The organism is Telluria sp. ZB4P37, assembly GCF_059685855.1.
Map to the genome: position 1 here is coordinate 622,911 of NZ_JCASID010000001.1, position 13,775 is coordinate 636,685.

11 protein-coding genes are annotated in these 13,775 nt (G+C 65.6%); 6 read left to right on the top strand and 5 right to left on the bottom strand.

What is annotated here, in order from left to right; translation table 11 throughout:
• Window positions 1-72: 72 nt before the first annotated feature.
• On the bottom strand, window positions 73-1,587 hold the full coding sequence (locus AC56K1_RS03060) for a peptide MFS transporter (protein ID WP_497156356.1): 1,515 nt from the start codon (window positions 1,585-1,587) through the stop codon (window positions 73-75).
• Window positions 1,588-1,797: 210 nt separating this feature from the next.
• On the opposite strand from AC56K1_RS03060, the gene AC56K1_RS03065 reads away from it, so the two are divergent.
• Window positions 1,798-4,191, top strand: coding sequence for a TIM-barrel domain-containing protein (locus tag AC56K1_RS03065; protein ID WP_497156357.1), 2,394 nt, complete (start codon window positions 1,798-1,800; stop codon window positions 4,189-4,191).
• A 202-nt stretch (window positions 4,192-4,393) separates the two neighbouring features.
• On the opposite strand, the gene AC56K1_RS03070 is transcribed toward AC56K1_RS03065, so the two are convergent.
• Window positions 4,394-5,017, bottom strand: coding sequence for a LysE family translocator (locus tag AC56K1_RS03070; protein WP_497156358.1), 624 nt, complete (start codon window positions 5,015-5,017; stop codon window positions 4,394-4,396).
• A 54-nt stretch (window positions 5,018-5,071) separates the two neighbouring features.
• The gene (xth, locus tag AC56K1_RS03075) at window positions 5,072-5,875 is read right to left on the bottom strand and encodes an exodeoxyribonuclease III (RefSeq protein WP_497156359.1); all 804 of its coding nucleotides are present in this window, start codon (window positions 5,873-5,875) and stop codon (window positions 5,072-5,074) included.
• A 181-nt stretch (window positions 5,876-6,056) separates the two neighbouring features.
• Between xth and AC56K1_RS03080 the strand changes: the two genes are divergently transcribed.
• The 5 genes from AC56K1_RS03080 to AC56K1_RS03100 all read left to right on the top strand — a co-directional run bounded on the left by AC56K1_RS03080 (window position 6,057) and on the right by AC56K1_RS03100 (window position 10,401).
• Window positions 6,057-6,902: an ABC transporter substrate-binding protein gene (locus AC56K1_RS03080; protein WP_497156360.1), complete on the top strand. Its 846-nt coding sequence runs from the start codon at window positions 6,057-6,059 to the stop codon at window positions 6,900-6,902.
• 22 nt (window positions 6,903-6,924) lie between these two features.
• Window positions 6,925-7,620, top strand: a complete 696-nt coding sequence (locus AC56K1_RS03085) for an amino acid ABC transporter permease (protein ID WP_497156361.1) — start codon at window positions 6,925-6,927, stop codon at window positions 7,618-7,620.
• A gap of 7 nt (window positions 7,621-7,627) precedes the next feature.
• Window positions 7,628-8,332, top strand: coding sequence for an amino acid ABC transporter permease (locus AC56K1_RS03090; protein ID WP_497156362.1), 705 nt, complete (start codon window positions 7,628-7,630; stop codon window positions 8,330-8,332).
• A 15-nt stretch (window positions 8,333-8,347) separates the two neighbouring features.
• On the top strand, window positions 8,348-9,076 hold the full coding sequence (locus AC56K1_RS03095; protein ID WP_497156363.1) for an amino acid ABC transporter ATP-binding protein: 729 nt from the start codon (window positions 8,348-8,350) through the stop codon (window positions 9,074-9,076).
• A gap of 131 nt (window positions 9,077-9,207) precedes the next feature.
• Entirely contained in the window at window positions 9,208-10,401 is a 1,194-nt protein-coding gene (locus AC56K1_RS03100) for an FAD-dependent oxidoreductase (protein WP_497156364.1), read from the top strand.
• Here AC56K1_RS03100 and AC56K1_RS03105 read toward each other — a convergent pair.
• Both AC56K1_RS03105 and AC56K1_RS03110 read right to left on the bottom strand, forming a co-directional pair.
• On the bottom strand, window positions 10,398-11,144 hold the full coding sequence (locus AC56K1_RS03105; RefSeq protein WP_497156365.1) for a pseudouridine synthase: 747 nt from the start codon (window positions 11,142-11,144) through the stop codon (window positions 10,398-10,400). The two genes, AC56K1_RS03100 and AC56K1_RS03105, sit on opposite strands and share 4 nt — an antisense overlap.
• Before the next feature lie 48 nt (window positions 11,145-11,192).
• A complete protein-coding gene (locus AC56K1_RS03110) occupies window positions 11,193-13,763 on the bottom strand; it encodes a [protein-PII] uridylyltransferase (RefSeq protein WP_497156366.1) in 2,571 nt (856 codons plus the stop codon).
• Window positions 13,764-13,775 lie beyond the last annotated feature (12 nt).

Consider the following 13,775-nt stretch of genomic DNA (forward strand, 5'->3'; position numbering starts at 1 on the left):
CGTTCGAATACGCGCGACCTGGCTGTTCATCGGTGGCTGGACGCATGGGCAAGGTAACGCGGGTGTATCAAATTACTGATGCGAATGATGCGTCGCGGTGAGCCTGCGCATCAGCGGCAGCGCCGCCAGCGCAATCAGCGTGCAGACGATCGCCGCAACCCCCAGCTTGTTGAACAGATTCGTGTACACCGGCAGCGTCTGCAGCGGGTCGACCATGTCGCGCGGGACACTGGCGATGTTGGCCACGACGCCGCCCAGGTATTGCGAGATGCCGACGCCGACATAGTAGGCGCCCATCATGAAGCCGCCCATGCGGGCCGGCACGTAGCGCGCGATCATCGCCAGTCCGAGGCCGCTGACCAGGAGCTCGCCCAGCGAATACAGCCCGTAACCGGCGATCATGATCCAGGACGAAGTCAGGCCGTTCGTCGCGAACTGGCCCGCCACGCCGTAGGTGAAGAAGCCGGCCGCGACGACCGCGAAGCCGAGCGCGAACTTGCCGGCGATCGACAAGTCCTTGCCGCTGTTGCCGGCGCGGGTGTAGATCAGGGCCAGCACGGGGCTCAGCACCATGATCCAGATGGCATTGAGCGCCTGGAACTGCGCCGGCGACCAGGTCCACAGGTGGCTGCCCAGTACCGTGAACTCCAGGTCGACGTTACGCAGCGCGAACAGCGACAGCGAGGTCGACATCTGCTGGTAGAAGATGAAGAAGAACACGGTCTGCAGGGTGAGCACCAGCGCGGCGATCAGGCCGGCGCGCTCGCTCGGCGCGCTGCTGCGGATCAGGTGGAAGAAAATCCCCAGCACCACGAAGCCGGCCACGTAGACGAAGGCGCGCGCCAGGTCCTGGTATTCGAGGATGACGGCCGATGCCGCCACCGCGACCACGCCGCCCGCCAGCACGGCCAGCAGCTTGGCTCTGTCGAGCGGGCGGGCATCCGGCGGCGAGCCGATATGGCCAATGGTCTTGCGCAGCACGCCCACCGTCAGCAGGCCGATGGTGAGGCCGACGCTGCACACGGCGAAGGCCACGTGCCAACCCAGGTTGCCGCCATAGGTGGCGTTGACGTAGTCCTTGATCCAGGGCGTGGCCAGCATCGAGAAGGTCGAACCGACGTTCACCGCCATGTAGTACAGGGTGAAGGCGCTGTCCATCTTGGAATCGTCGCCTTCGTAGATCTTGCGCACCAGGTTGGCGGTGTTCGGCTTGAACAGGCCGTTGCCGACCACGATCACGCCCAGCGCCGAGAAGGTCATCCAGGTATTGGTGGTCGGTACCGCCATCAAGCAATAGCCGAGGGTGAGGATCAAGCTGCCGAGGACCATGCAGCGGCGGGTGCCGAGCACCTGGTCGCCGATCCAGCCGCCAATGGCCGGCGCCACGTAGATCAGGGCCGCAGCCGCGCCCCATACCAGGTTGGCGCGGCTGTCCTCGAAGCCGAGGCGCTGCACCATGAAATACACGATCAGCGCCTGCATGCCGTAATAGCCGAAGCGCTCCCACAGCTCGACCAGCGCCACCGTCATGAATGATCGGGTCTGGCTCACGCCCCGGCTTGCCGCCAGCGGAAGGTCGTTCTTCATTGGTGTCCCTGGTTTTTTTCTGCCGGTGGCCCGGCGACGGCGCGATGCTACGCGAGCTGCATGGAAGAAGCAATCTTGACAGCGGCCGACCGCGATCGCCGGCGCATCCGGAGCGTTATGTAATTTTGTTACACGCCCCCTGTTTCGCGCGCCGGAATTCTGGCATGCTTCTGGCTTGCCCCTTTTGACAACTCTCGACCACCGGGATCTATGACCACTGCACCGTTCGTCCGCCTGGCCCTGTGCCTGCTCGCCAGCCCGCTCGCCTTTGCCCAGAACGCCGACCGGCAGCTCAAGCAGGTGTCGCACAATAACAATACGCTGGAGCTGGTCACCGGCGATGGCCGCTACCTGATCAAGCCGTATTCGGCGAACGTGGTCGAAACCACCTTCATCCCGAACGGCGAGCGGTTCGACCCGTCCTCGCATGCGGTGGTGCTGGCGCCGGTCGACGTGCGCCCGACTTTCAAGGGTGACGACCGGCGCATCGAATTCGCCACCGCGGGCATCACGGTGGTCGTCGACCGCAATCCATTCAGGATCAGCTACCTGTACAAGGGCAAGCCGCTGGTGGCGGAAAAGGGTGGCTACAGCCGTGGCGCCAAGTTCGAGACCATCGAATTCGCGCTGGACGAGGGTGAGGCGCTGTACGGCGCCGGCGCCCGTGCAGTGGGCATGAACCGCCGCGGCAACCGCTTCCAGCTGTACAACCGCGCCGATTACGGCTACGGCGCGACCTCGAAGCTGCTGAACTACACGATTCCCGTCGCGCTGTCGTCGAAAAAGTATGCGATCCACTTCGACAATCCGCAGGCCGGCTTCCTCGACTTCGACAGCAGCAAGGACGGCACCCTGCGCTTTGAAGTAATCGGCGGGCGCAAGACCTACCAGGTGGTCGCCGGCGATACCTGGGACGGCGTGATGGCGAACTACACCGCCCTGACAGGGCGCCAGCCGCTGCCGCCGCGCTGGGCCTTCGGTAACTTCGCCAGCCGCTTCGGCTACAAGACCGAAGCGCAGACCCGGGCCGTGGTCGACAAGTTCATCGACGAGAAGATCCCGCTGGATGCCATCGTGCTCGACCTGTTCTGGTTCGGTAAGACCGTCAAGGACACGATGGGCAATCTGGCCTGGGACCGCGACACCTTCCCGACCGCCGAGAAGATGATGGCGGACTTCAAGAAGAAGGGCGTGAAGACCATCGTCATCACCGAGCCCTTTATCCTGACTACCTCAAGCCGCTGGCAGGAAGCGGCGGCACGCAAGGCGCTGGCTACCGGCAAGGACGGCCAGCCGGCCAGATACGATTTCTATTTCGGGAATACCGGCATCGTCGACCTGTACCGCCCGGAAGGACGCGACTGGTTCTGGGACATCTACAAGGGCCTGAAGGAGGGCGGCGTGGCCGGCTGGTGGGGCGACCTGGGCGAGCCGGAAGTGCATCCATCCTGGGTGCGCCATGGCGCAAACGCCGAGAAGGGCGCCGACGAAGTGCACAACATCTACGGCCACGACTGGGCGCGGCTGATCTTCGACGGCTACAAGAAGAACTTCCCCGACGAGCGCCCCTTCATCCTGATGCGGGCGGGGTATTCGGGCTCGCAGCGCTTCGGCATGATCCCGTGGTCGGGCGACGTCAACCGCGGCTGGGGCGGGCTGCAATCGCAGATGGAGATCTCGCTCCAGATGGGCATGCAGGGACTGGCCTACATGCACTCAGACCTGGGCGGCTTCGCCAACGCGGTGCTGGACGACGAGTTGTATGTGCGGTGGCTGCAGTACGGCGTGTTCCAGCCGGTGTTCCGCCCGCATGCACAAGACGACGTGGCGCCTGAACCGGTGTTCCGTTCCGATCGCACCAAGGTGCTGGCGCGCGAAGCGGTGTGGCTGCGCTATGCCATGCTGCCGTATAACTACACGCTCGCCTTCGACAACAACCAGACCGGCACGCCGCTGATGCGCCCGGTGCTGTTCGAGGAAGACGACGCGTCCACGCTGTCGTCCACCTACCTGTGGGGCCGCGACTTCCTGGTTTCGCCGGTGACCGAGCCGGGCGCCACGCGCCAGGAAGTGCGCTTCCCGGTCAAGGACAGCGTCTGGTTCGATTTCCACACGGGCGAGAAGCACCTGGGCGGCATCCTCGAGGTGGTCAAGCCGGTCGAGGCGCACATCCCGGTGTTCGTCCGCGCCGGCGCCTTCATCCCGATGGCCAGGGTGGTGCAGAGCACGCGCGACTATTCGACGCGGAGTATCGACCTGCACTACTACCACGACGCGACGGTCGCCGGCAGCAGCGGGAAAATGTATGACGACGATGGCGAGACCGCCGACGCCTTCGAGAAGGGCAAGTACGAGATCGTGCGCTTCGCCAGCAAGTTCGCAGCGGGCACGCTGGAAATCGCGCTGCAGACCGAGACCGGCAAGGCGCAGGCGCCGCAGGAACGGGGCTTCTCGCTGAAGGTGCATAACGTACTCGCCAAACCGCGCGCCGTCACGGTCGACGGCCGTGCGGTGAAATTCGTCTGGAACGGCAAGCACCAGCTGCTCGAAGTGCCGGTGGCGGCGCGCAGGCAGCCGGCGAGCAAGGTGGTGATTACGCTGTAGGACAGGCGGACTTTCGAGTCGTCAGGTTCGAATACACCGAAGCTCGACAAGGATCGTTACCCTGAAAACCGTCGTACCCGCCACTGGCGGCTACGACTTCCGCGCAGGCGGGAACCCAAGTTTGTTCGCGAATCGCCAGCATGAACTGGGTACCCGCCTTCGCGGGTACGACGGATCACGGGCGCGGGGTGAAGGATGCGTATCAGCGCGCCACCAAAAGGCGCAACCCCAGCCCCACAAAAATCGCCCCCGCCACACGATCCAGCCACATGCCCGCCCTCGGCGTGCGGTTCAGCCACTGCCCGATCGACCCCGAAAAATACCCGAGCAGCCCAAACAGCACCGCCGCCTGCAGCGTGAAGGTCAGCCCCAGCCATGCGATCTGCCAGTTCGCATCCCCGCGCGAGGCGACAACGAACTGCGGCAGGAAGGACAGGAAGAACAGCACCACCTTCGGGTTGATGGCATTGGCCAGCAGCCCCTTGAAGAACAGCTGGCGCGCCGATTCGTCGGGCACGCCGGCCGCGACTTGCGCGCCGCCGCGGCTGCGCAGGGCCTGCACGCCGATCCAGATCAGGTACAGGCCGCCGGCGACCTTGAGCGCGGTGAAGGCCGTGGGGGAGGCCGCGATGAGGGCGCTCACACCCACCACGGCCAGCAGCGCGTGGTTCAGGCAGCCCAGCGCGCAGCCCAGGCCGAAGGCCATGCCGCGTGCGCGGCCCTTGGCGATGCCCACGCCCAGCACCAGCATGTTGTCCGGGCCGGGCGAGAGGGTGATCAGGACCGCGGCGGTGAGGAAGCCAAGGAATTGTTCGGGCGTGAGCATGGATCGCAGCAGGTCATGAATGGACCCGCATAGTACCGCACAGTGCCCTTGCGGTCAGCGCTTGCCCTTCGGCTGCACGATCGCATCGAGGTCCAGCTCGACCCAGGTCGGCGCATGGTCGCTCGGCTTTTCCTTGGCGCGCTGGAAGCGGTCCACGCCCGCGGCGCGCAGGGCCGGCGCCAGGGCAGGGCTGAGCAGCAGGTGGTCGATGCGCAGGCCGGCATCGCGCCCGAAGGCGTTGCGGAAGTAATCCCAGAAGGTATAGATCGTCTGGTCCGGGTACATGCTGCGTAGCGCATCAAGCCAGCCCTGCGACATCAGGCGCTCGAAGGCGGCGCGCGTTTCCGGACGGAATAAAGCGTCGGTGACCCAGCGCTCCGGCTTGTAGACGTCGCGATCGGTCGGAATCACGTTGAAGTCGCCGCACATCACCACCGGCACCTTCGCTTCGAGCAGTTCCTCGCCGCGCGTGATCAAGCGCTCCATCCAGCCCAGCTTGTAGTCGAATTTCGGCCCCGGCGCCGGGTTCCCGTTCGGCAGGTAGAGGCCGCACACCAGCACGCCCTGGTAGGCCGCCTCGATGTAGCGGCTTTGCTCGTCCAGCGGGTCGCCCGGCAGGCCGCGCTGCAGTTCCTGCGCCGGGCCTTCGCGGGTGAGAATGGCGACGCCGTTCCAGCTTTTCTGGCCGTGCCAGATCGCATGGTAGCCGGCATCGAGGATGGCCTGCTCGGGGAATTTTTCCTGCGGCGCCTTCAGCTCCTGCAGGCAAAGCACGTCCGGCTGGCGTTCTTCGAGGTATTCCAGCAGGGCGCCCAGGCGGGCGCCGATACCATTGACGTTGTATGTGACAACCAGCATTGTGCCTCCGCGTTCAATCCATGAGCTTGTTGTGACTTTAGCATGGGACGGCTGGCGCACGGGTTGCAGGGGTAGGCTCTTATAGCCGAGAAGGCATTTTCATATGGCAAATTGATCGTTCGTGCAAGGCAGGCCTTACCGTATACTCGTCCGATTGCCATTTCGCTGTATGGAGAATCACATGCTCATTCGTCGTCCATTTTCTCGCCGTCACCTTCTGCTGGGCGCCGTCGCCCTGTCCGCCAACCTGCTTGCGACCGCCGCCCATGCCGACCAGCTCGCGGACATCAAGAAAAAGGGTGAGATCGTGTTCGGCGTGCTGGGCACGGACGAGCCGAACAGCTTCATCGAGCCAAAGACCCGCCAACTGATTGGCTACGAGATCGACCTTGCCACGGCGGTGGCGAAAAAGATCGGCGTGAAGCCCGTATTCAGGCAGATGTCGGTATCGAGCCGCATCCCGGAGCTGCAGCAAGGCCACGTCGACGTGCTGGCCGCCACGCTCACCCACAACAGGGAACGCGAGTCGCAGGTAGACTTCGCGCTGACCCATTTCGTTACCGGCTCGAAGGTGATGGTGCGGGCCGGCAGTGGCGTCACCGCGCTGCCCCAGCTGGCCGGCAAGAAGGTGGTGACGGTCCGCGGCGGCACCCAGGAAACGAATATCCGCAAGGCCGTGCCGAGTGCCGAGGTGGTGACCTTCGAGAACACCCAGCAGGCCTTCCAGGCCCTACGACAGGGCAAGGGCATCGCCTACGTGAACGACGAATCCTCGCTGCTGGCCGACTACGGCAAGCTGGGGCAGGCCGCCAAGGGCTTCACGATCCTGCCGACCAGCATCGGGATCGAGTCGATCGCGATGGGGCTGCGCAAGGGCGAGAAGAGCCTGAAAGCGACGGTTGACGCGACGCTGCGTGAGCTGGAAGCGAGCGGCGCGGCCGAACAGCTGTTCAATAAATGGTATGGCCCAGGCACGCGCGCCAACATCGCCAAGCGCCAGTTCACCTTCAAGACCGACAAGATCTGACCTGTAGATTCGGACGACCGGCTTGCCCTTTTTCGATCCCGCCATCCTGCACTCCGGCCAGTACCACGACTGGCTGGTGCAGGGCCTCGTCCTGTCGCTCCAGCTGACCGCCGCCAGCTTCGCGTTCGCGCTGCCTTTTGGCGCGCTCGTGGCGCTGATGCGCACCGCGTCCTTCGCGCCGCTGCGCCTGCTGGGCTCGGCCATCGTCGAAGGCATCCGCAACGTGCCGCTGCTGGCGCACCTGCTGTTCTGGTACTTCGCCTTTCCCGAACTGCTGCCGGAAGCTGCGCGCGAATTCCTGTACGCGCACAACCCGGAAGCCGTGTGCGCGGTGATCGCACTGGCGCTGTACAGCGGCGTGCACATGGCCGAAGACATTCGCAGCGGCATCCGCGCCGTGCCGCCTGGCCAGCTCGAAGCGGCCCGGTCGCTCGGCCTCGGACGCCTGGCCGCGGTGCGCCTGGTGCTGCTGCCCCAGGCATTGCGCGCCGCCACGCCGCCGCTCCTGTCGCAAACCGTCAACCTGTGGAAGGACACCAGCGTGGCCACCGTCATCGGCGCGGCCGAGATGATGTACCAGGCCGCGCGCGTGGAGACGGCGAGCTTCCGCAGCGTCGAAGCGTTTACGTTCGCCACGCTGGCCTACCTGACGGTGTCGCTGCTGATTTCCTTCGCGGCCCACCTGTTCCAGCGGCGCTATCCGGTCCGTCCGGCATGAGGACATTGTGCTTGAATTGATCGATACCTACTGGCTCTACTTCCTGGTCGGCCAGTATCCCGACGGGCCGCTGGGCGGGCTCACGCTGACGGTGCTGCTGTCCGGCGCGGCGCTGCTGCTGGCGATGCCGCTCGGCCTGGTGCTGGGCGTGGCGCGCGTGAGCCGCCACCGGGCGATCCGCTGGCCGGTGGGCGCGCTGGTCCAGCTGGTGCGCGCCGTGCCGCTGCTGCTGGTGGTGTTCTGGGCCTACTTCTTCCTGCCGGCCGTTACCGGCGTCAAGACCGGACAGGCATCCACCATGCTGATGGTGCTGGTGCTGTTCGATGCCGTCTACCTGGCCGAGATCGTCGCGGCCGGGCTGCGCGCGCTGCCCAAAGGCCAGCTGGAAAGCGCCCGCGCGCTGGGCTTGAGCTATCCGCAGGCGCTGCGCTTAGTGGTGCTGCCGCAAACCCTGCGCAACGGCCTGCCGTCGATCGTCAGCCAGCTGGTCTCGACCATCAAGGCAACCTCGCTCGGCTACATCATCGGCCTGTCGGAAGTGTCCTTCATCGCGACCCAGGTCAACACCCTGGTATTCACCCACGCGGTCGAGGTCTACCTGATCCTGGCGCTGACCTATTTCATCCTCTGTTTCGGCCTGTCCCGCCTGGCGTACCTGGCCGAGCGCCGCCTGCAAGGCCGCGCCCTGCGGGTCGACACGCAGGTCGCGTAAAAAAGAAAGCCATCGATGATCGTTCTCGACAAAGTCAACAAATGGTACGGCGACTACCACGCGCTCGTGGATATCAGCGAGCGCGTGGAGAAAAACGAGGTCGTGGTCGTGTGCGGGCCGTCCGGCTCGGGCAAGTCGACCCTGATCCGCACCCTCAACCGGCTGGAAGACATCGATGGCGGCAGCATCGCCATCGACGGCCGCGATATCCATGCCAAGGGTAGTGATGTAAATGCACTGCGCGCCGGAATCGGTTTCGTCTTCCAGCAGTTCAACCTGTTCCCGCACTTGAGCGCCCTCGAGAACTGCACGCTGGCGCCGGTCAACCTGAAGCGGGCCACACCCAGGGAAGCGCGCGAGCATGCAATGAGCCTGCTCGAGCAGGTGGGCCTGGCGCACAAGCGCGATGCCTATCCGAGCGAGCTGTCCGGAGGCCAGCAGCAGCGCGTGGCGATCGCACGCGCGCTGGCGATGCGCCCCGCGATCATGCTGTTCGACGAGCCCACCAGCGCGCTCGATCCGGAAATGGTGGGCGAAGTGCTGCAGGTGATGCGCTTGCTGGCGCAAGGCGGCATGACGATGGTCTGCGTCACCCACGAGATGGGCTTTGCGCGCGAAGTCGCCGGCCGCATTCTTTTCATGAGCGAAGGGCGCGTCCTGGAGCGCGCCACACCGGAAGACTTCTTTGCCAATCCGCAGCATCCGCGCGCGCAGAAGTTTTTGGCGGACCGCAAGCGCGCTTGAACCCTGGCCTGGATGCGGCTCGCATAATCGCTTGCACGCGGCCCCGTTCCCGGCAATCCCGCCGCGCCGCTCACCTATAATTCCGCGTGTCGGCAAGCGGCTGTCGCGACGCCCGCGCATGGAGAAACGGGATGCACCGATCGAACCTCAAGAGCTGCAGCGTCGGCATCGTGGGCGCCGGCACGGCGGGCCTTGCCACGGCCATTGCCCTGGCCCGTGACGGCCATGAAGTGCAGGTCTTCGAAAAGCATCCGTCCCTGGCCACGCTCGGCGCGGGCGTATTGATCCAGCCGCAGGGCGTGGCTGCACTCGAAGACCTGGGTGTGGCGCAAGCCTTCGACGCGGCCAGCGTGCCGATCGAGCGGCTGGTGGGGCTGAGTCACCGCGGCTGGAAGCTGGTGGACGTCGCCTACCGGGGCCAGGAGGCGCGCGCCGTGAGCCGTTCGGCGCTGGGCAGGGTCCTGCAGCAGGAATGCCTGCGCCTGGGCGCCGGCCTGCATTTCGGAGCGGACGTCGCCGGCATCCGGGCCGAGAGAGAACGCGGCACCATCGAAGTGGATGGCGCGGCGCGCGCCTTCGACATCGTCGTCATCGCCAACGGCGCGACTTCCAGCTTGCCCGCGCACTGTGGCCTGGCGACGGCCGCGACCCCGTATGCCTGGGGCGCCCTGTGGTCCTTGGTCGACCTGCCGGAATGGCACGCACCCACCGAACTCCTGCAACGCTACGGCGGCACGCGCCGCATGTTCGGCATCATGCCGACCGAGCGCCTGCCGGACGCCTTGCGCGTTTCCTTTTTCTGGAGCCTGCACCGCGACCAGGTCGCCGCATGGCGCGCGGCTCCCATCGAGGACTTCAAGCGCGAGCTGCTGGCGCTCTGGCCGGAGTCAAGGCCGCTGGTCGATCGCATCCATTCGCACGAGCAGTTTGCCTTTGCCGCGTATTGCCACGCACGCCCAAAGCGCCTGGCCGCTGGCCCGATCGCCATCGTCGGCGACGCGGCGCATGCCATGAGCCCGCAACTGGGCATGGGGAGCACACTGGCGGTGCAGGATGCGCTGGCGCTGGCCACGAACGTGGCGCAGCTTGGCCCTCTGGTGGGATTGCAGCGGTATGGCGCCGGCCGCATGCGGACGGTGCGCGCCTACCAGGCGCTGAGCCGTGCCCTGACGCCGTGCTTCCAGTTGGACGGCAGCGGCTGGTGGCGCGACCTGGCGTTTGCCGGGGCGCTCTACCTGCCGGGAACGCGCTACCTGATGCACCGCTCGATCGCGGCGCCGCGGCGTTGCGTCGACGTCCGGCGCAGCGATCGGTTGCCGGGTTAAAACTGCTCTTCAGGCAGCAGGTAGCGCCACTGCCCAACCGGCAGGTCGCCGAGTTTCACCTTGCCGATCCGCACGCGCTTCAGCCCCACAACCTTGAGCCCGACCATGTCGCACATGCGGCGGATCTGGCGCTTCTTGCCTTCCTTCAGGGTGAAGCTGAGCTGGTCGTCGTTCTGCCAGCGCACCTTGGCCGGCAGCAGGGGTTTACCGTCCATCCACAGGCCGAAGCACAGTTTCTTGAGGTCGGTGTCCGGCAGCTTGCCCGGCTTGGTGTACTGCACCCGCACCAGGTATTCCTTCTCCACTGAGGTGGTTTCGCCGATCAGCTGCTTGGCGATGCGGCCGTCCTGGGTCAGCACCAGGAGGCCCACGGAATCGATGTCCAGCCGTCCGGCCGGCACCAGGCTGCGCAGCTGGGTCGGGTGGAAGGTCTCCTTCGATGGATCGTCCGGCCAGCGGTTCTCGGGTTTGATCAGGGCCACCGCCGGCGTGTAGCCGTCTTCGGCCTGGCCGCTCACATAGCCCATCGGTTTGTTGATCAGGATGGTCACGCGCTTCGATTGCTCGGCCGCCGCCTGGCGCTCGACGGTGATGCGCTGGCTCGGCAGCACCTTGCTGCCCAGTTCCGAGACGACCTGTCCATCCACGCGCACCCAGCCACGGGCGATCCATTCATCGGCTTCGCGGCGCGAGCACAGGCCGAGTTCGGACATACGTTTGGAGAGGCGGAGCGGTTCAGTCATCGGGAAACAGTAAAAAGGTGAAGTAAAAAAAGGGGGGCAGTGCGGGCACTAGATTTTCAGCGCATCGAGCAGCTCGGTCTCGAGCTGCACCTGCACGCGCGGGTTGTTCAGGGCCGGGCCGTCGACGAGGAACACGTCTTCGACGCGCTCGCCCAGGGTCAGGATCTTCGCCGTGTGCAGATTGATGCGGTAGCGCGCCAGCACGCTGGCGATTGAGTACAGCAGGCCGGTGCGGTCGTTGGCGGCCACCGACAGCACGTAGAACTGGCCGCGCTCGTCCGGGCGCAGGTCGACGGTCGGCGTGATCGGGAAGGTGCGCGACAGGCGCGACAGGCGCCCGCGGCTGAACGGCGGCAGCGGGTCTTGCGAGAGCAGCAGGGCGCACAGCTCGTGCTCGATCAGGCTGATGATATCGCGGTAGCTGCCGGCGAAGTTTTCCTCGGTCACCATGAAGGTATCGAGCGCATAGCCGTGGCGCGTGGTGTGGATCTTGGCGTCCAGGATGGAGAAATTCTTGCGGTCGAAATAGCTGCAGATGCGCGCGAACAGGTCCGGCTGGTCCTTGATGTACACGGCCACCTGCAGGCCTTCGCCGATCGGCGCCAGTCGCACCCGCACCACCGGGCGGTCGCTATCGACTTTTTCGTGAAGTGCGCGCGTCTGCCAGGCGATGTCGGAGGCGTCGTGGCGCAGGAAATAGGCGACGTCGAGCTGCTGCCATAGCGCTTCGTGCGCGTCGGCCGGCAGGCCGAACAGGCGCAGCGTGGCCAGGGCTTCCTTCTGGCGAACGCGCAGTTCGCGGTCGGCGCTGTGCGGCTCGCCGCCCAGCACGCGCAGCGTGGTCTTGTACAGGTCTTCCAGCAGCTTGGCCTTCCAGGCGTTCCACACCTTGGGACTGGTGCCGCGGATGTCGGCCACGGTCAGCAGGTAGAGCGCGCTCAAGTGGCGCTCGTCCTTGACCAGGGCTGCGAAGGCAGCGATGACGTCGGGGTCGGACAGGTCCTGCTTCTGCGCCACCGTCGACATGGTCAGGTGCTGCTGGACCAGAAAGACCACCAGTTCGGTATCGGCTTGCGAGAGGCCGTGGCTGCGGCAGAAGTCTTCTGCATCCTGCATCCCGAGTTCGGAATGGTCGCCGCCGCGGCCCTTGGCGATGTCGTGGAAGAGGGCGGCCACGTACAGCAGCCAGCGGTCGCGGAAATTGGCGATCAGCTGGCTGCAGAACGGGTATTCGTGTGCATGCTCGGGCATCGTGAATCGGCGCAGGTTGCGCACCACCATCATGATGTGCTGGTCCACGGTATAGACGTGGAACAGGTCGTGCTGCATCTGGCCGATGATGCTGCGGAAGGCCGGCAGGTAGCGCCCCAGCACGCCCATGTCGTTCATGCGGCGCAGCGCGTGTACCAGGCCGCTCGGCGCCTGCAGGATGCGCAGGAACTGGGCCTTGTTGAACGGGTCGGCGCGAAAGGCGTCGTCGATGCAGTTGCGGGCGTGCCAGAGCGCGCGGATGGTGCGCGCGGTCATGCCCTTGATGTCGGGGCGCTCGGTCATCGCCACGAAAATACCCAGCACCGCGGGCGGATGGCGCTCGAAGATGTCGCCCGCGGCGATGTCGATGAAGCCGTTGACTTCGTTGAAATAGGCGTTGAGCGGTGCGGCCGTGGACGGGCGCGGGAACAGCTGGGCTTCGATGTTCTGCAGCAGGATGGTATTGAGTTGGGTAACCGTCTTGGCGGCCCAATAGTAGCGCTGCATGAGGAATTCGCTGGCGCGCCGGCCCTCAATGTTTTCCAGCCCAAAGGTCTTGGCGATCGGGGTCTGCACGTCGAACACCAGGCGGTCTTCGCGGCGGCCCGTCTGCAGGTGCAGGCGCACGCGAATGTCCTTGAATGCGTATTCCTTCTCCATCAGCTGGCGCGCCTCGGTGCGCGTGATGAACTTGCCGCGCGCGAGCTGGCTCCAGGATTCGGCCAGGCGCGCGGCCTTGGCCACCCACAGGATCACCTGCAGGTCGCGCAGCGCTCCCGGGCTTTCCTTTACATTGGGTTCGAGCGAAAAGGCGGTGTACTCGTACTTGGCATGGCGCAGGCGCATCTCGGCGGTCTTGGCGCGGAAGAAGGCTTGCGGGTCCATCGCTTCGCGGTAGCGCCGCTGCAGTTCCGCGAACAGGGCCGCGTCGCCGGTGACCAGGCGCGCTTCGAGCAAACTGGTTTGCACGGTGATGTCGGCGGCCGACTCCACCAGGCATTCGTCGATCGTGCGGATGCTGTGGCCGATCTCCAGGCCCAGGTCCCAGAACAGCTGTACCAGCGACTCGAGCCTGGCCTGGGTGATCGCGTCGGCCGGCTGGCCGAGCAAAATCAGGAGGTCGACGTCGGAATAGGGGAACAACTCGCCGCGCCCGTAGCCGCCGACGCCTACCAGCGCCGTACTGGCAGGCAGGCCGGCGGCGAGCCAGGCATCAAGCAGCACCCCGTCGACGCAGGTGCGCAGGCCGCGCAGCAGCTTTTCGGGCTTGCCGTCCTGGTGAAAGGCGTCGATCAGGACCTGCCGCTCGGCCTTGAGCCGCTGGCGCAGGTGCGTGCGCGAGCTGTCGAGGCTGGCAGACTGTCCCATGACCTGGCTGGC